Here is a 17794-nt window from a genome sequence, read left to right on the forward strand (position 1 = left end):
ATGCCGCATCGTTGAGAGTGCTCAGCGGTTCTCAATCCATGCCAATTCGGACAGACGGCTCTCGTGATCAGGCCTGTCCGGCCACCGGGGCGTCCTCCAGGACCTCCCCGAGCGCGAGCCGTACGGTCCGGCCCTGCCCGCGTCTCGTACGGGCGCTCCGCTGGCCGGCCGCGCTCGCGGCGGGGGGTCTCGCGGCCGAGGCGATGGGACAGCGGATCCCCGCGCCGCACCTGCTCGTGCCGATGGCGCTGGGCCTCTGCCTGGCCCTCACCGGCGTGATGCCCGACAAGGCGCCGCGGTGGGCGAACCGGGTGGCCCAGGCGCTCCTCGGGGTCCTGCTGGGCACGCACCTGAACCCGCAAGCCCTGAGTGACACCGCCGGTGCGGTCGTCCCGCTCACCACCGTCACAGGAGCCGCAGTCGTCATGGGCGTCGGCGCGGCGGCGATCCTCGCCCGCCGCGCCGGGGTCGACCGGGCGAGCGCGACCCTGGGCATGGTGGCGGGGGGTTCCACCGCCGTGGTCGCCTCCGCCGAGGAGCTCGGCGCGGACACCCGGCTCGTCGCGTTCATGCAGTACTTACGGGTCGGCCTGGTCGCGGCCACCGCTCCGGTGATCATCGACTGGGTCGCCGGCGGAAAGAGCGCGCGCGAGGCGCCGGTCGCCACCCATGAGTGGGGGCGGTTCGTCGCGGGCGACCATCAGGGGGTGGGGCTCCTGCTCCTGGCGGCCGTCGCGGCCCTCGGCGTGTTCCTGGGCAGGAAGACGCGGCTGCCGTGTCCGGCGCTGCTCGGCCCGATGCTCCTCACCGCCGTGGGCACGGCGCTGGTCACGTTGACCGGCACGCTGACGGAGATCGTCCCGATGGACGCGCCGCCGGCGTACGCCCCGGCGGGCGCGCTGAGAACGGCCCTGTTCACCCTGGTCGGCCTCGACGTGGGCCTGCGTTTCACCCGGCACACGCTGCGCAGGGTGCGCTCGCTGCTGCCGGTGCTCCTCGCCCTGACGGCGGTGGTGAGTGGGGGATGCGCCGTGCTGGCGGCCGGCCTGGCGCGGATCCTGGACATCCCGTTCTCCGACGCCTACCTGGCCACCACGCCCGGCGGGATCAACGCCGTGCTGACCACCGCCGTCGTCACCGACGCCGACGTCTCACTGATCTCCGGTGTGCAGAGCTTCAGGCTCTTCCTCATGGCGCTGCTCGCGCCCCTGCTGGTCCGGTTCGCCCTGTCCGTGCTCCGCGGCCCCGCGCGGCCCCGCCGGACCCCCGCGCCCGCGCCGCCCAGGGCACGGCTCACCTCCGCGAGGTCGGGCTCTCCATGACGTTGAGGGCGTCGGGTCAGTGGAGATCACGTCGGCTGTCAGTGATCTCAGGGTAAGGATGTGGACAGCAGTGAGACGAAACCGAGCAGGACCAGGAGGAAGACCAGGGCCGCCACGCCGTACACGACGTTCATCGCGACGGTCCCCGCGAGGGCGAAGGCGATCGCGGCCAGGACCTGCACGACGAACAGAAGCAGGTCGATCACGCCGAGGACGATCGCGACGACGAGGCGGACCAGGAACCACACGAATCCCAGCGGAGGCCAGTCGTGCATGGTGGAGTCGTCGTACGCCCATCGTGACCACGAGAACGGGCGGTGGAAGGTCGTCTGCCAGTACTCGGTCCACTTGTGGATGACACCGGTGCCCTTCTGGACGGGCACCCGTTCCGCTTTCTTGAATTCGATCGTCTTGGCGGTCCCCCGGAGGACTTCGATGACCACGCGCTGGTCGTCGACCGAGAAGTCGGTGGTGCCGTCGACCACTGCGTGGAACGTTCCGGCGCCACTCTTGACCCGGTAGACGTCGTCGACCGAGGCCCGCTTGTCCCGGAAGATGACATAGATGGACCTGCCGCCGGTGTCGGGCAGGGGAAGGCCGGCGTTCAGTTCGATTTTGCCGACCGGTGTGACGAGGCCGACGTCGCCCTCCACGCCGACGTCCCCGTCCGACCATTTCAGTTTCACGGGCAGGACGGTCGGTTGAAAAGTGATCTCAGTGGTCTCGTCCGTGCAGGCGGCGGGGGCCGCGAGGATCATCAGTACCGCGATGACGCGCACCGCCAGCCGCAGGGGGTCTGACATGGGAGTGCTCCGTGGTCACGTCGCCGTTCGACATCTGTTGTCCGCGCACTCGTCGGTCGTCACCTTCGACGCGGACGATCGGCCCCGATTCCGTCGTCTTCATGGTTCGGTCGCCTGGTTCAACGTGCGGAGCGTTATGCGGGTTCCGAGAATTCCCGGAGGTGCGTTCAGTGCCGTCTGGTGTACGAGTTATCCACGAACCGGAATTCCGATGTGCCTTTCACCGGGGCCGGCGAGGGTCACTTTTTGCAGATGTTCTGGGTCGCGGTGCGGGCCGAGGGGGTCGCCACGGGCGTCGAGGCAGGGGCCCCGGTGGAGGACGCGGTGGGGGCCGCCGTCACGGTCACCTTCTTCACGTCGTGGTTCTTCTGGCCCACGACCACCTCGATGCCGGTCACGTCCGGCTGCTCGCGCAGTTCCGCTCCCGGGATGGCGGCGGCCACCGTACGGGCCGAGTCCTCGCGGCCGGGCGGGTAGCGCACGACCGTGTTCGCGAAGTCGCGCCGGGCCGTGTCGCCGGGGGGCGACGGCACCATGAACCCCGCCTCGACGAGCTTGGCCTTCGTGGCCGCGCCGAGGCCGGTGACGAGCGTGCCGTTGAGCACCTTGACCGAGATCCGCGCGGGCGGGATGGTGAGCGCCCCCGGCGAGGCCGCGGGACTCGCCGGGGCCGTGGGGGAGGCCGACGGCTTCGCGGACGCGGACGCCTTCGCCGGCGGCTCCACGAGGGGCTGGTCGGCGTCGATCCGCCGGAACAGCTCACGGGCGGCCGGCTTGTCCCACAGCACCGCCGACTCGCCCGTGGGCGAGCGGTAGTTCACGTCGGCCAGCGGCACGGTCGCGAACGACACGTCGTCGGTCGAGACGTCCCTGAACTGGCTGACCATGCCGAGCAGGTCCTTCTGCAGGGCCGGGTCCACCGTGAGCGTCTTGAACGTGGAGTCGAGGAACCCGGCGAGCTTGGCCGGGTTGGCCAGCGTGCCGCCGCTCAGCGCCTTGTCGAGCAGCGCCGAGACGACCTGCTGCTGCCGGTCGATGCGGTCGAGGTCGGACCGGGCCGTGGCCCTCGTGCGGGCGTACGCGAGCGCGTTGACCCCGTCCAGGGTGTACGTCCCCGGCCGCAGGTTGAGCTTCGTCTTGGAGTCGTCGATGGCCACCGGCGTGCAGACGGTGACGCCGCCGAGTGACTCCACCACGCCGATGAACCCGAGGACGTTCACCTCGACGTAGTGGTTGATGCGCAGGCCGGTCACCTGCTCCACCGTCTTGACGGTCAGCTTCGGCCCGCCGAACTGGTACGCGGAGTTGATCTTGTGGTCGCCCTTGCCGGGGATCGTCGTCCAGGTGTCCCTCGGCAGGCTGACGACGGTCACTCTGCTGTGGTCCTCCGACAGGTGGAGCACCATCATCGTGTCGGTGCGCTCGCCGACGTCGCGGCCGAGGTGGAGTTGGACCTGCTGGCGCCTGCTCAGGTTGTCGCGCCTGTCCACGCCGACGAGCAGGATGTTCATCGCGCCCCGTGACGAGGACTCGCTCGTGCCCGCGTCCACCGACTGGATGCGGTCGGAGGCGAAGTTGGGCACCGCCCACAGCACACCCGAGCCGACCAGCACGATCCCGGAGAGCGCGCCCGAGATGACCAGGGATCGGAGGTTGCTCCCGCGGCGGCGGGCGCGCTGTGCCGTCAGCCGCACTCCGCCGTACCCGTCGCCGCCTATACGGACGCCGGAGTCCTCCTGATCGTCGCCGGGCATTCCCGTCCTCCGGTTGCCGTCTCCACCCCTCCGTACAGTAGCGTGAGCGCCGCCATGAAGCCCTTTCCCGACTCGCGACAGTCGAGCCAGAATCCCGCGCGGAACTGGCCGCCGGTATCGGTGATCATGCCGGTGCTGAACGAGGAGCGGCACCTGCGCGACGCCGTCCGGCAGGTCCTCGAACAGGACTACGAGGGCCCTCTCGAGGTCGTCATCAGCGTGGGCCCGTCCCACGACCGCACCCAGGAGGTGGCCGACGCCATCGCGGCCGAGGACCGCCGCGTCGTCGTCGTGCCGAACCCCACCGGCCGCACGCCCAACGCGCTGAACGCCGCGATCGCCGCGTCCCGCAACCCGATCATCGCGCGGGTGGACGGGCACGCGATCCTGCCCCGCGACTACCTCCGTACGGCGGTTGAGACGCTGGAGCAGACCGGCGCCGACAACGTCGGCGGCATCATGGCCGCCGAGGGGATCACGCCGTTCGAGCAGGCGGTGGCCTGCGCCATGACCTCGAAGATCGGCGTGGGCAACGCCCGGTTCCATACGGGCGGGGAGGCCGGCCCGGCCGACACCGTCTACCTGGGCGTCTTCCGCCGCAGCGCGCTCGACCGGGTCGGCGGCTACGACGAGCACTTCCTGCGCGCGCAGGACTGGGAGATGAACCACCGCATCCGGGAGACCGGCGGGCTGGTGTGGTTCCAGCCGAGGATGCGTGTCACCTACCGTCCCCGGCCCAACGTGCGCGCCCTGGCCAAGCAGTACTTCCACTACGGCCGCTGGCGGCGGGTCGTCTCCCGCACCCACCAGGGCACGATCAACCTGCGTTACCTCGCCCCGCCCGCCGCCGTCGCGGCGATGGCGCTGGGCCTGGTGGTCTCGCCCGTGTTCTGGCCCGGCCTGCTCATCCCCGGGGGCTACCTCGCGGCGATCGTCGCGGGCTCGGTCCTCACCGGCCGAGGGCTGCCCGGCGCCGCGCTCGTACGCCTTCCAGTGGTGTACGCCACCATGCACGTCTCCTGGGGGACGGGCTTCCTGACCAGCCCCCCGAAGCTCAGCAAGCCCCAGCCGCGTGCCGAGCGGGCGAGCCTAGACGACCTCTTCGAAGACTGAGGTGTCCAGCGTGCAGCCGATCGGGTGGGGGATGAGGATCTCCCGCCCGAACGGCACCGTCGAGGTCACCTGGTACCGCCCCTCCTTCGGGTCGCTGTGGACCGTGACCGACGCGGGCCGGGTCAGCGGATCCACGAGCAGGAACACCGGGACACCACCCCCGGCATAGATCGCCGGCTTCTTGAGGCGGTCGTCCTCCGCGCTCCCCTTCGACACCACCTCGGCCACCAGCACCAGCCCCGAGGACAGCAGCTCACGCTCTTCCCACCGCGGGCAGCCCAGCGGCGCGAGCACGAGGTCGGGTACGACCGGTTCGTGCGTCCCGTCTAGGCACACGCCGACGTTCCCGGTGCACGCTTGCCATCGGCGTTCGTCCAGCAGCGGCAGGAACGCCTCGAACAGCAGCATCGCGGCCGACGCGTGTTCGAGAGCGTCCCGCCGGCGCGCGACCAGCCGTCCGTCGATGACTTCGACCAGCAGGCCGGGCAGCGGGGGCAGCGCGTCGAACAGCTCCCGAGGTGTCCTGGGTAGAGGCCGGTCGGGTACCGGTGCCAAAGCGGGGGCACAGGGGTCGGTGATGGTTACATCCATGTGACTGAAGGTAGCGATCCGCAAGCACTTCGTGGGCGGTGTTCAGTCGCGCACGGAGGGGGCGAGGGCTTCGAGGCCGAGGAGGCGGGCGCGTTCCTCGGCGCGGGCGGCGGCCCGCCGTACGGCCTCCTCGAAGCGGGCCAGCGGGTCCCGGTGGTCGGGGCCGAGCAGGTAGCCCCGCAGGGCGCGGCGGGCGCCGGCCATCTCGTCCTCTCCCGGGGCGTCCAGACGGCGCAGGACGTCCGGCAGCTCCGCCAGGTCCGGGCCGAGCAGGTAGGCCGCCCCGGCGGCCGGGTAGCGCTCGCGGAAGCGGTCCCCTGGCAGGGCGGTCACGTTCGTCACGACGTACGGCTTGCCGCTGGCGACGAAGTCCGACACCACGCTGGAGATGTCGGAGATCAGCACGTCGGCCTCGTTGAAGCAGTCGTACAGGGACGGCTCCCGGTCGGTCACGGCCAGGTGCGGGATGCCGGTCCGCTCGTCCAGGAGCGCCATGATCCGCCGGTGGGCCGCCCGGGCGGCCGGGGATCGGTGGCCGGTCAGTGGGTGGGGCTTGTAGATCAGCCGCACCGGCTGCTCCAGCAGGGCGCGCACGATCGCGGGCCCCATCGCGACGAGCGAGCTGTGGAACACGTCGTCGCTCCACCCCTCCCACGTCGGCGCGTACAGGATGGTCCGGTACGGCGCCACGCCCTCGGCGTACGGGCTGGTGCGCCGGATCCCGGCGAGCTGGGGGCGGCCCACCTCCTCGACGGCCTCGTCCCGGACGCCCACCTGGGCGCGCTGGTAGCGGTCGCGCCCGGCGGGCCCGGCCACCCAGACCTCGTCGTACACCTTCGTGTACGGATTGAACGACGCCTCCTTGTCGCTGTCGCCGTGGCCGATGAACACGCTGCGGACGCCCGGCACCCGCAGCATGTGGATGTTGTTGCCGACGTTGGCGGGGAACAGCGCGACCCGGGCGCCGTCCAGCGCGCGGAAGTTCATGAGGTCCACCGACGAGGGGATGCACACCACCGGCAGCGTCGTCGGGCCGAGGGCCGTGGCGAGCGACCGCTCGCGCAGCACCACCAGCGTCCTCGGCGTGATCCGCTCCAGCGTGCCGAGCCACATCGTGGCCTGGTAGGCGGCCGTGGCCGGGCCGGAGAAGTACATGACGACCTCGGGCCGGTAGGCGGCGACCCACTCGTCCACGGCCGACAGGACGCGCCGCCGGTCGCCCAGGTGGACGGCCCGCCGGGTGTGGACCAGCAGCGCGGCGGCCGCGGCGACCTCCAGCAGCACGGCGGCGGCGGCGCCCGCGGCCCCCGTCCAGCCGAGACCGGACGGCGTCAGGGCCGCCGCCGGCACGATCGCCAGCGCGTCGAGGTAGAGCAGGCGGGTGCCGCGCCAGGCGAGCAGCGCGCGGGGCGGTGGGGGCGGGATCGGCGGCTCCGCCAGGTGGATGTTGCGGGTCACCACCGGCGTCTGGTGGTGGACGCGGTCGAGCCGGCAGGCGAGCCAGGTCTGCGCGGCCCGCACGCCGTGGAACAGGAACAGCCCGGCCGCCAGCGCGGCGTACCACCACGGCCGCCCCGGCGCCACCCGTGCCAGCAGCACCACGGCGGCGGTCTCCCGCGCGAGGAAGCGGACCGTCGCGCCCAGATGGGCCCGGCTCAGCGCCGCCGCCGCCCGGCCGGGCAGCGCCGTCTCCGCGGCGTACGACAGCGGCGCGAGCACCGCGAAGGTCGCGGGCAGCGGCCAGACGGCCGCCAGGAGCAGGGCCGGGTACGACGCGAGCGTCAGCGCGGCGAGCGCCCCTCGGCGTCCCCCGGCCAGCCTCCGCAGGCCCCGGCCGTTCCCCGCGATCAGGGTCAGGCGCCGTGCGAGCAGCGTGAGCAGCGCCTCGGGGGCCGTGCGCCCCGTGATGTTTCCCCCCATGGGCGAGCGCCCGTCCCTCCGTACGTGGTTGCGGTCATCGGGTGAGCCGCACGTCCACGACCTGTCCCGTGAGGCGGGACAGCAGCACGTCGAGGCTGGTGCGGGCGACGGCGGCGGGGGAGAGAAGCGTTCCGGCGGGTTCGTCGCCGAACGCGCGCAGCCGCATGGGGGTGGCGGTGCGCTCGGGGTTGACGCAGTTGACGCGGACACCCTGGCAGGCCCACTCGTCGGCGAGCGCCTGGGTGAGGTTGACGACGGCGGCCTTGGTGGAGGAGTACAGGCTGTAGTCGGCCCGGCCGCGGGTGTGGGACGAGGACGTGTAGAGCAGCAGGTGGCCGTTGGTCTCCATCAGGTACTTCACCGCCGCGCGGGCGATGTTGACCGGGCCGAGGTAGTTGACGCCGATGGTCTCCTCGATCGTGTGCTGGCCGGCCTCGCCGAGCCTGCCCATGTGGAGCACGCCCGCCGTGTTGACGACGTGGTCGATCCGGCCGGTCGCGGCGTACACGCGGGCGAGGGCGTCCTCCACGGCGGCGGCGTCCTCGACGCGCACGCCGTTCTCGCTGCGGGAGAAGGAGTGGACGCTCGCGCCGTAGCCCCGGGCGAGCGCGACGACGTCCGCGCCGATGCCGTAGCTGCCGCCGAAGACCACGACGGTGCGGCCCTCCAGCCCGGCGCGGTACTGCTCGTCGGTGAGCGCGGGCGCGGTGTTCTCGGCGAGCTGGAAGAGCTTGTCGGCCAGGTAGACGTCGACCGGGTGGGTGACCTTCATGTTGCGCTCGCTGCCGGGCACGATGTAGATCGGCACGTCGGGCAGGTAGCGCAGCACGACGCCGCAGTCGTCGGTCGTGGGCAGGGAGGGGAACTCGGGGTCGGCCAGGGCGCGCTCGTACGCCGCCCGGATCACCGACAGCCGGAAGCACTGCGGGGTCTGCCCGCGGCGCAGCCGCGAGCGGTCGGGGATGTCGCGGATGATCTCGCCGCGCGGGCCGGGCGCGGCCACGACGATCGTGTCGGAGGACGGGATCGCCACCTCCACCGCCTCGTAGCGGTCGAGGGCGGCCACGCACTCGCTGATGACGCGCGGCTCGATCAGCGGCCGGACCGCGTCGTGCAGCAGCACGTCGCACTCCCGCTCGCCCAGCGCGGACAGGGCCCGCCAGGTCGTCTCGGTACGGCTCGCGCCTCCTTCGAGCACCCGGGAGACCTTCGTGTAGCCGTTCCGCCTGATGAGCTCCTCGGCGTCCGTGACGAAGCCGGGGGTCATCAGGACGATCACCTCGTCGATCTCCGGATGGCCGTCGAACACGTCGAGGGTGTGCTCCAGGATCGTCTTCCCGGCGATCTTCAGAAGCTGTTTCGGGGTGTTCAGCCCCACGCGCTGGCCGACGCCGCCGGCCAGCACGACCCCCACCCTGCGCAGACGCGATTCCGCGATCATGATGTCCTCCCCGACAGCAGACCATACCCGTGCCGGAAGCCGGAGAAGGTGATTGCCACCTAGTGATCACTCGGTTACTTTGCGAGGTGAGCACGTGCGGCCGACGTGAGACGGGTTTCCATATGGGGGCGGATCCGAGCAAGCCCGGTACGGTACGGGACACACAGACGGTGGCGGTCGTCCTCGCGACCTCGCCGGCCGCCGGGCTGCCCTGCTCCGACGGCGCCCGGTCGGAGGGCAGCCTCCTGGAGCGGCTCGTCGCCCAGCTTCTCACCCTGCCGATCCGCGAGGTGCTGATCGTGGTGCGGAGCCAGGACGGCTGGGACGGCGAGCGAAGACAGATCGCGGCGCGCGGCCCCGGGCCGGAGACGGCGGGCGGGCGGCCGCCCGATCCGGCGCGCGGGCGGGAGCGGGAGGTCGACAGCGGCCCGCGGCACCAGATCTGCGTGAGCGACGGCCTCGCCGAGGACCTGCGGATCGTGGCCAAGACCGCCCGCGCCTCGACCTCCCCGGTCGCCGTGCTGGCCGCCGACGTCGTGGCGCACACCGACGCGCTGGCCCTGCTGCTCGAACATCCCGCCCGCCCGACCGGCGCCATCGTCGCCGGCGGCGATCCCGCCCCGCTTCGGCCGCCCGTGCGTACGGAGTGGGGCCGCGTCGTGTCGGCGGGCACCTCCTTCCACGAGGTCGAGTGGGCCAACGGCACCTTCCGCGGCGTCCTGCAGGTCGGGGAGGCGCACCTGGCCGGTCTCGCCGACCTGGCCGAGGAGCTGGCCGACCTCGCCCAGCGCCGCCACCTCGGGCGGGTGGGCGACACCGAGGTGCCCGAGCTGCTGCTCACCGGGCTCGCCCGGGCGGGCGTCCCGGTGCACGCCGTCGCGCCCGGCGCGCTGCACTGCGGGCGGGTCGCGACCCGCCCGGCCGCCGAGCGGGCGGTGCGCGAGCTCGCCGACGTCGACGAGGCACGGGCCCGGCTGGAGGCCGCCGTGAAGAGCGGAGACGGCTTCTTCACGACCTACTGCGTCAGCTCGTGGTCCCGCCACCTGATCCGGCCGGCCGTCCGGCTCGGCCTGACGCCCAACTCGGTGACCGGCATCTCGGTCGCGTTCGCGCTCATCGCCGCCGTCTGGTTCTCCGACGGGCACCGGGCAGGGCTCGTCGTGGGGGCGGTCGCGCTCTACCTGTCGTTCGTGCTCGACTGCCTGGACGGCCAGGTCGCGCGGTACACGCGCCGGTTCTCCCCGCTCGGCGGCTGGCTCGACGCCATCTGCGACCGGATCAAGGAGTACGTGGTCTACGTCGGGCTGGTGCTCGGGTACACGTCCGGCCCCGGGGAGTCCTGGCGGATCTGGGCCCTGGCCGTGGCCGCGCTGGTCCTGCAGACGATCCGGCACATGGTCGACTTCGCGTACGCCGGGGCGCTGGCCGACCGGGCGCGGGCGGCGGGCCTGCGGGCGGCGGCCCCGCGTTCGATGGCGGTGCCCTGGGACGAGGCCCCGGCGGCGGCCGCGGCCTCGGGCACCGGGTCGGTGCTGGCACTGTCGCGGCGGCTCGACCGGGGCGTGGCCTACTGGCTGAAGAAGATGATCGTGCTGCCGATCGGGGAACGGACCGCCCTGATCTGCGTCACGGCGGCGCTGTTCGACGCGCGGGTGACGTTCCTCGCGCTGCTCGGCTGGGGCGGGGTGGCGCTCGCCTACACGGCCGCCGGGCGGATGGCCAGGTCGTTCGCATGAGCGAGCGTAGCGAGCGAATCAGTGAACACAGCGCCTGGCGCATGCCGCTCCGAGCCGAAGGCGAGGAGGTGGCATGAGCGGCCCCACCCACGACGCCGCTCGGGAGGGCTCCGACGTGATCTCCGTACACATGACCCCGGTGCCGCGCAGCGTCGTGGTCGCCCAGCGTGACGACGGCCCGCTGTCGCGGGCGATGGGGCTGCTCGTCGCCGGGCAGCTGCCGCCCCTCCCGCCCGCGCTCGCGGGGGCGTTCGTGACCGCCGTGCTGCTGGTCCTCGGCATCGCGGGGGCCGACGACTTCGCGGTCTTCGCGCCCGCGGTCGCCCTGCTGCTCGCCGGGGCGGGCAGCGCGCACCGGCACGACGGGCGGCTCGACTGGCTGGCGCCCCCGATCCTGCGCCTGACGGAGTACGGCTTCGTCGCCTCCGCCGGGTTCGCCCGCTCCGTGCCGCCCGTGATCACCTTCGCGCTGCTCGGCGCGATGGCCTTCCACCACTACGACATCGTCTACCGGGTGCGTCAGCACGTGTATCCGCCACCGTGGCTGGCCACGGCCGGGCTCGGCTGGGACGGCCGGATGCTGGTCGTCGCCCTGGCCGGCCTGCTCGACATGGTGGCTCCCGCGTTCGTCCTGCTCGCGCTCTACCTGTGGGGACTGTTCGGCTGGGAGAGCCTGACCTGCTGGCTGGCCGCCCCCCGTACGCCCGACCAGGCGGTGGAACCGGCTCCCCAGGATTAACGTCAGACCAACGGCGGATTACCCAAGTGCGGCCCCGGGCCAACTAACCTTTGGGGTTACTGTCTGACGCTCGACCTCAAGGAGTGCGGGAAATTGCTCGGAATGGTGCTGGCCGCCGGAGCCGGACGTCGTCTGCGGCCGTACACCGACACGCTGCCCAAGGCGCTGGTGCCGGTCGACGGTGAGACCACGATCCTCGACATCGCCCTGCGCAACCTGGCGGCCGTGGACCTGCGCGAGGTCGTGGTCATCGTCGGCTACCAGGCCCAGGCCGTACGGGAGCGCCAGGCCGACCTGGAGCGCCGTCACGGGGTGTCGCTGACGCTGGTGCACAACGACAAGGCCGAGGAGTGGAACAACGCGTACTCGCTGTGGTGCGCGCGTGACCACTTCTCGCAGGGCGCGCTGCTGGTCAACGGCGACACCGTCCACCCGGTGTCGGTGGAGCGGACCCTGCTGGCCGCCGAGGACACCTCCGACATCCTGCTCGCCGTGGACGACGTGAAGTCCCTGGCCGACGAGGAGATGAAGGTCACACTGGACGACGGCCGGCTGAAGCGGATCACCAAGCTGATGGACCCCGCCGAGGCGTACGGCGAGTACATCGGCGCCACGCTGATCCGGCCCGGCGCGGCCGAGCGGCTGGCCGACGCGTTGCAGGCCACCTTCGAGCGGGACCCCCAGCTCTACTACGAGGACGGTTACCAGGAGATGGTCCGGCGCGGCGAGAACATCGCCGTCGCGCCGATCGGGAAGGTCGACTGGGTCGAGGTGGACAACCACGACGACCTGGCGAAGGCCCGCGAGATCGCGTGCCGTTACTGAGACGCGCGGCCTTCTGAGGAGTTCGCATGCCGATTCTGGCAAGGATGCTCCCCGCCCCCCTCACGATGGAGGTGCGGCGGGGCGCGATCGCGCAGCTCGGCACCCTGCTGGCCGACAGCAGGGTGGCCACCTCCGGCCGGGTCGCGGTCGCGGTCGGCGTGGGGCAGGGCGACCGGATCGCCGAGGTCATCGCGCCCTCGCTCGGTGAGGCCAAGGTGCTGCGGGTGGCGGACGGCACGGTCGACGCGGCCGTGTCGCTCGGCGCCGACCTGCGCAAGGGCAACTACGAGGCGGTGATCGGCGTCGGCGGCGGCAGGACCATCGACGCCACCAAGTACGCCGCGTCCCTGGCGGGCATCCCGATGGTCGCGGTGGCCACCAACCTCTCCCACGACGGGATCTGCTCCCCGGTCGCCTCGCTCGTGCACGAGGGCGGCAAGGGCTCGTTCGGGGTGCCCATGCCACTGGCGATCATGGTGGACCTGGAGTTCGTCCACGACGCCCCGCCCTCGCTCGTCCGGTCCGGGATCGGCGACGTGCTCAGCAACCTGTCGGCCATCGACGACTGGCAGCTCGGCAACGTCGAACGCGGCGAGCCCATCGACGGCCTCGCGATCTCGATGTCGCGCACGTCGGCCGAGGCGGTCCTGGGCAGGCAGGACTCGATCGAGTCGGACGCGTTCCTGACCGTGCTCGCGGAGGCGCTGATCCTCTCGGGCATGTCGATGGTCATCGCCGGGTCAAGTCGTCCGGCGAGTGGCGGCGATCATGAGATCCTTCATGCCGTGGACCAGCTTTTCCCCGGCACCTCCAACCACGGTGAGCTGGCCGGCATCGGCGCGGCGTTCTGCTACTTCCTCCGGGAGGACGCGCACCGGCTCGGCCAGGTGACCGGCTGCCTCAGACGGCACGACCTGCCGGTCGTGCCCGGCGACGTCGGCCTGACGACCGACCAGTTCACGGCCGCGGTGATGCTGGCCCCCAGCACCCGGCCCGGCCGCTACACCATCCTTGAGCACCTCCGGCTGTCGGAGCCCGAGGTCCGGGCGAGAGTTGAGGACTATGTCCGCGCCGTCGGTAGCTGAGCTTCGCGCGGTCGCCCAGCCGCAGACCACCATGGACCGCCGCAGCGGCGAGCACTGGGCAGGCCTGCTGTACATGCGGCGGCTGTCCATCTACGCCACGTGGCTGCTGGCGAAGACCCCCATCACCCCCAACCAGGTCACCGGGCTGATGATCCTGTGCGGGGTGGCGGCGGGAGCCGTCCTGGCCCTGCCGGGACTCTGGGCGGCGCTGGCCGCGGCCCTGCTGATCCAGATCTATCTGCTGCTCGACTGCTCGGACGGCGAGCTGGCCCGCTGGACCGGCCGCACCTCGATCACCGGGGTCTACCTCGACCGGGTCGGGCACTACTTCGCCGAGGCGGCGCTGCTGATCGGCCTGGGCTTCCGGGCGTCGGAGACGCTGCCCGACTGGTACACGGTCATGGGCGTCGCGGCGGCGCTGGGCGCGATCCTGATCAAGGCGGAGACCGACCTGGTCGACGTGGCCCGCGCCCGGTCCGGCCTGGTCGCGACCACCGAGGCGGCGGCGCAGCAGTTCGCCTCGCCGCGGCTCGCGCTGGCCCGCCGGGCCGCGGCGGCGCTGCGGTTCCACCGGGTGATCCAGGCCGTCGAGCTGTCACTGATCGTCGTGGCCGCGGCGGTGCTCGACAACTGGTTCTCCGCCACCCGGATCCTCATGGTCGCCTGCGTCGTCATCGCCGCGGTCCAGCTCGTGCTGCACCTGGTCAGCATCCTCGCGTCCCGGCGGCTCTCATGAGAGCGATCCTCAGGGGCGCGCCGCCGGTCTGGACGGAGGAGCGAGGAACGAGCGACGAGGGGGGTTCATGGCGCGCCTCCGGCACGACCGAGCGGACATGAGCGCCCCGATGGTGAGCGGGAGACACTGCCGGTCATCCGTACATCCGCGGTTGGGTGGGGGTTTGGTGGCAGTTCCGATACCCTTGTGCCACGGTAAACCAGGCAGCTCCCGGATCGCCCGGCCATACAGACTCGGTGAACATGAAGTCGTGTGCAGTGCGCCCAGCGTCGAGGCGATGACGCGGTGAAGATCTCCTGTGTCATCCTCACCATGGGCAACAGGATCGCCGAGCTCGACCGGGCCGTTGAGTCCGCGCTCACGCAGACCGACGGCGACATCGAGGTGGTCGTCGTCGGGAACGGCGCGGACGTGCCGGAGCTGACCACCGCGCCGCCGACGGGCAGCTCGGCGACGATAAAGACGGTCCGGCTGGAGCACAACGCGGGCATCCCCGAGGGACGGAACCGGGGCGTGCAGGAGTGCTCCGGCGACATCGTCCTGTTCCTCGACGACGACGGCTGGTACGCCAACTCCAAGGTGGCCGCGCACGTCCGCGAGCGGTTCACGCACGAGCCCGACCTCGCGGTGATCTCCTTCCGGGTGATGGATCCCGAGGGCGGCCTGGTGCAGCGGCGCCACGTGCCCCGCCTGCGGGCCGGAGACCCCGAGCGCTCCTCCCCGGTGACGACCTTCCTGGGCGGCGCCTGCGCCATCCGCAAGTCGGCGTTCCTCCAGGTCGGCGGGTTGCCCGAGCGGTTCTTCTACGCCCACGAGGAGACCGACCTGGCCTGGCGGCTGCTCGGGGAGGGCTACCGCATCGAGTACGACGCCGAGACGGTGATGTACCACCCGCTGGTGCTGCCGAGCCGGCACACGGACTTCTACCGCCTGAACGCCCGCAACCGGGTGTGGCTGGCCCGCCGCAACCTGCCGTGGCCGCTCGCCACGCTCTACCTGCTCAACTGGATGGTGCTCACGCTCGTGCGGGAGCGGTCGCTGCCCGCGGTCAAGGCGTGGTTCGGCGGCTTCGTGGAGGGACTGCGTGAGCCGGCGGGAGAGCGCCGTCCGATGGCCTGGCGCACCGCCTGGCGCATGCTCCGCCTCGGCCGTCCCCCCATCGTCTGACGCCGCGCGCACGGCCGGGCGTCACGCCTGCCGCGGCTCCTCGAACGTCATCGACACGTGTTCGGCGGTGACCGTCAGCAGGGCCCGCCGGGGCAGCCCCAGCTCGCTCAGCTCCTTGGCGATCGGATGGTTGCCGAGCCGGACGAGCGCGCCGCCCGGCCGCCAGCGGATCCCCCTGGCGCGGGCGGCCCAGGAGACGCGCCGGGTCACCCCGTCGAGGTGGGTGTAGGCGTCCGGCACCGCGACGGACTTCCCGACCAGCGGCGCGGGGGCGGCCGGCATCCCCGGCCTGATCAGCAGGTCGACGACCATCCGGCCGTCCCTGCGCAGCACGCACCGCTTGTACGGCGAGCCGAGCCGCAGGTCGACGTCGGCCAGTTCCTTCGGGAAGCCCCAGATGCTCCGGCCCGCCTCCATCGTGAAGCCCTGGTCGACCGGAAGCCAGTGGACGAAGGCCCCCGATCCCGCCCCGCGCAGGTCCTTCAGACCGGCGAGCAGCCCGCGCCCCGGCGGGACGCCCGCGCCGGCCGGCCGTACGAGGAACATCACGCCGAACTCGTCGTAGGAGCCGAGGTCGGAGTCGTGGTAGCGGACGAACGCCAGCATGCACATGGCCTTGCCTGGCAGCACCTCGGTGACGTCCATCCCGGAGTACGCGAGGACCGCATGGGCGGCGTCGGCCCGCACCAGGTAGGCGGCGAGGCACATCGAGGCGTCGCGGACCTCCACCGGCATCTCGACCCGGCGCCCCTGCACGACATGGCTTGCCATGCCTCCAGTACAGCAAGCCCGGCCGCCGGAGGACAGTCGTACGGCGGCAAGGTTGTCCCAGATCGGATGTCGATACGCGGGGAGGCCGATCGTATAGAGGGTGAGGGCCGGCGCCCCGCCTGCCCGCCAGAGGAGGTACGGAAGACCATGAGGCACTATCTGCTGAGCATCCGGCAGCCCGGCGGCGGTACGCCCCCGCCGGAGGTCCTGGACCCGATCATGCGGGAGCTGGCGGTGCTCAACGAGGACCTGCGGGCCGCGGGGGCGTGGGTCTTCAGCGGTGGGCTGCACGCCCCGGACACGGCGACGGTGGTCCGGGCGCGCGACGGCGAGGAACTCGTCACCGACGGCCCGTACACCGAGGGCAAGGAGCACGTCGGCGGGCTGACGATCATCAGGGCGTCCGACCTCGACGAGGCGCTGGAGTGGGGCCGCAGGCTCGCGCGGGCGACCACGCTTCCGATCGAGGTGCGTCCGTTCGCGCACGTCGTGGGGGACGACGACGGCGGTGTCTGACCTGCCGTGCGGCGCGCGGGCCCGCGTCGGCCCTCCGCCGGGGCGAGGGCGATGACGGGGCCTCCCGACGTGGAACGGGTGTTCCGCGAGGAGTACGGCCGCGCCGTCGCGGTCCTGGTCCGCCACTTCGGCGACATCGACCTCGCCGAGGAGGCGGTCCAGGACGCCTTCGCGGAGGCGGCTCGGCGCTGGCCGCGGGACGGAACGCCGCCGCGCCCGGCCGGATGGATAATCACGACCGCCCGCAACCGGATGATCGACCGCTTCCGGCGGGAGGCCACGCGGGAGGACAGGCAGGTGCGGGCCGCCCTGTCGCACCACCACGACGAACCGGACGAGGAGGGCGCGGTGCACGACGACCGGCTCCGGCTGATCTTCACCTGCTGTCATCCCGCGCTCGCTCCCACCGCCCGGGTGGCGCTGACGCTGCGCCTGCTGGGCGGGCTCACCACGGCCGAGATCGCGCGGGCGTTCCTGGTCGCGGAGCCCGCCATGGCCCAGCGGCTGGTGCGGGCCAAGGCCAAGATCCGCGACGCCGGGATCCCGTACCGGGTCCCGCGCGAGGCCGACCTGCCGGACCGCCTCCGGGCTGTGCTGGCCGTCGTCTACCTGATCTTCAACGAGGGGCACACGGCGAGCGCGGGCGACCGGCTGGTCCGCGAGGATCTGTGCGCGGAGGCGATCCGCCTCGGCCGCCTGCTGGCCGAGTCGATGCCCGGCGAGCCGGAGGTCCTCGGCCTGCTCGCGCTCATGCTGCTCCTGCACGCGCGCCGGGCGGCCCGCACGACACCGGACGGCGACCTCGTGCCGCTCGCCGCGCAGGACCGGAGCCGGTGGGACCACGCCCTCGTCGCCGAGGGCCAGAATCTCGTCCGGGCGTGCCTGCGCCGCGACAGGCCGGGGCCGTACCAGATCCAGGCGGCGATCAACGCCGTCCACAGCGACGCGCCGTCCACCGCCGCCACGGACTGGCGGCAGATCCTCCACCTGTACGACCACCTGCTGGCGCTCACGCCGAACCCCGTCGTCGCGCTGAACCGCGCGGTCGTGGTGGCCGAGCTCGACGGTCCCCGCGCGGCCCTCGCCCTTCTGGAACCCCTGGACCTGGGCGGCTACCACGTCTTCCACGCCGTACGGGCCGATCTGTTGCGGCGGCTCGGCCGCACCGGGGAGGCGGCCCGCGCGTACGAGGCGGCGGCCGCCCGCAGCGGCAACGCCGCCGAGCGCGCCTTCCTCGAACGCCGCCGCCGGGAGCTCGGCGAGGAATGAGGCCGG

The 17794-nt window shown here is 72.3% G+C and carries 16 protein-coding genes; 10 read left to right on the top strand and 6 right to left on the bottom strand.

What is annotated here, in order from left to right:
* The first annotated feature begins 38 nt into the window (after nt 1-38).
* A complete protein-coding gene (locus HHX37_RS12760) occupies nt 39-1322 on the top strand; it encodes an AbrB family transcriptional regulator (RefSeq protein ID WP_182885509.1) in 1284 nt (427 codons plus the stop codon).
* Between the two features lie 47 nt (nt 1323-1369).
* Here HHX37_RS12760 and HHX37_RS12765 read toward each other — a convergent pair whose 3' ends face one another.
* Nucleotides 1370-2125: a hypothetical protein gene (locus HHX37_RS12765; RefSeq protein ID WP_182879752.1), complete on the bottom strand. Its 756-nt coding sequence runs from the start codon at nt 2123-2125 to the stop codon at nt 1370-1372.
* 239 nt (nt 2126-2364) lie between these two features.
* Nucleotides 2365-3879 carry an LCP family protein gene (locus HHX37_RS12770; protein WP_182885510.1) on the bottom strand — a complete coding sequence of 505 codons (1515 nt, stop codon included), beginning with the start codon at nt 3877-3879 and terminating at the stop codon, nt 2365-2367.
* A 54-nt stretch (nt 3880-3933) separates the two neighbouring features.
* Between HHX37_RS12770 and HHX37_RS12775 the strand changes: the two genes are divergently transcribed.
* Nucleotides 3934-4992, top strand: coding sequence for a glycosyltransferase family 2 protein (locus HHX37_RS12775; RefSeq protein ID WP_182885511.1), 1059 nt, complete (start codon nt 3934-3936; stop codon nt 4990-4992).
* Here the strand turns inward: HHX37_RS12775 and HHX37_RS12780 are convergent.
* From HHX37_RS12780 to HHX37_RS12790, 3 genes are read right to left on the bottom strand one after another with little or no spacing between them, the layout of a single operon-like run.
* Nucleotides 4969-5583 carry a Uma2 family endonuclease gene (locus HHX37_RS12780; RefSeq protein WP_182885512.1) on the bottom strand — a complete coding sequence of 205 codons (615 nt, stop codon included), beginning with the start codon at nt 5581-5583 and terminating at the stop codon, nt 4969-4971. The genes HHX37_RS12775 and HHX37_RS12780 overlap by 24 nt on opposite strands.
* Before the next feature lie 42 nt (nt 5584-5625).
* Nucleotides 5626-7503 carry a CDP-glycerol glycerophosphotransferase family protein gene (locus tag HHX37_RS12785; protein ID WP_182885513.1) on the bottom strand — a complete coding sequence of 626 codons (1878 nt, stop codon included), beginning with the start codon at nt 7501-7503 and terminating at the stop codon, nt 5626-5628.
* 34 nt (nt 7504-7537) lie between these two features.
* On the bottom strand, nt 7538-8944 hold the full coding sequence (locus HHX37_RS12790) for a bifunctional cytidylyltransferase/SDR family oxidoreductase (RefSeq protein WP_182885514.1): 1407 nt from the start codon (nt 8942-8944) through the stop codon (nt 7538-7540).
* Nucleotides 8945-9114: 170 nt separating this feature from the next.
* Here HHX37_RS12790 and HHX37_RS12795 point away from each other — a divergent pair, with 170 nt between their 5' ends.
* The 6 genes from HHX37_RS12795 to HHX37_RS12820 all read left to right on the top strand — a co-directional run bounded on the left by HHX37_RS12795 (nt 9115) and on the right by HHX37_RS12820 (nt 15232).
* Entirely contained in the window at nt 9115-10680 is a 1566-nt protein-coding gene (locus tag HHX37_RS12795) for a CDP-alcohol phosphatidyltransferase family protein (RefSeq protein WP_310740346.1), read from the top strand.
* Nucleotides 10681-10753: 73 nt separating this feature from the next.
* Complete coding sequence (locus HHX37_RS12800; RefSeq protein WP_220502826.1) at nt 10754-11419, top strand: DUF5941 domain-containing protein; 666 nt, start codon at nt 10754-10756, stop codon at nt 11417-11419.
* A 93-nt stretch (nt 11420-11512) separates the two neighbouring features.
* Nucleotides 11513-12244 carry a sugar phosphate nucleotidyltransferase gene (locus HHX37_RS12805; RefSeq protein WP_182885516.1) on the top strand — a complete coding sequence of 244 codons (732 nt, stop codon included), beginning with the start codon at nt 11513-11515 and terminating at the stop codon, nt 12242-12244.
* Between the two features lie 44 nt (nt 12245-12288).
* The gene (locus HHX37_RS12810) at nt 12289-13329 is read left to right on the top strand and encodes an iron-containing alcohol dehydrogenase family protein (RefSeq protein WP_165900762.1); all 1041 of its coding nucleotides are present in this window, start codon (nt 12289-12291) and stop codon (nt 13327-13329) included.
* Complete coding sequence (locus HHX37_RS12815; RefSeq protein WP_138460390.1) at nt 13307-14065, top strand: CDP-alcohol phosphatidyltransferase family protein; 759 nt, start codon at nt 13307-13309, stop codon at nt 14063-14065. Before HHX37_RS12810 ends, HHX37_RS12815 begins: the two co-directional genes overlap by 23 nt.
* 285 nt (nt 14066-14350) lie before the next feature.
* Nucleotides 14351-15232 carry a glycosyltransferase family 2 protein gene (locus HHX37_RS12820; RefSeq protein WP_182885517.1) on the top strand — a complete coding sequence of 294 codons (882 nt, stop codon included), beginning with the start codon at nt 14351-14353 and terminating at the stop codon, nt 15230-15232.
* A gap of 21 nt (nt 15233-15253) precedes the next feature.
* Here HHX37_RS12820 and HHX37_RS12825 read toward each other — a convergent pair whose 3' ends face one another.
* Complete coding sequence (locus HHX37_RS12825) at nt 15254-16003, bottom strand: acetoacetate decarboxylase family protein (protein ID WP_182885518.1); 750 nt, start codon at nt 16001-16003, stop codon at nt 15254-15256.
* A gap of 147 nt (nt 16004-16150) precedes the next feature.
* Between HHX37_RS12825 and HHX37_RS12830 the strand changes: the two genes are divergently transcribed.
* Complete coding sequence (locus HHX37_RS12830; protein WP_111701718.1) at nt 16151-16519, top strand: YciI family protein; 369 nt, start codon at nt 16151-16153, stop codon at nt 16517-16519.
* A 51-nt stretch (nt 16520-16570) separates the two neighbouring features.
* Nucleotides 16571-17788, top strand: coding sequence for an RNA polymerase sigma factor (locus HHX37_RS12835; protein ID WP_182885519.1), 1218 nt, complete (start codon nt 16571-16573; stop codon nt 17786-17788).
* Nucleotides 17789-17794: the final 6 nt, after the last annotated feature.

This window comes from Microbispora sp. H10885 (genome assembly GCF_014161415.1).
In the GTDB taxonomy this organism is placed as follows: Bacteria; Actinomycetota; Actinomycetes; order Streptosporangiales; family Streptosporangiaceae; genus Microbispora; species Microbispora triticiradicis.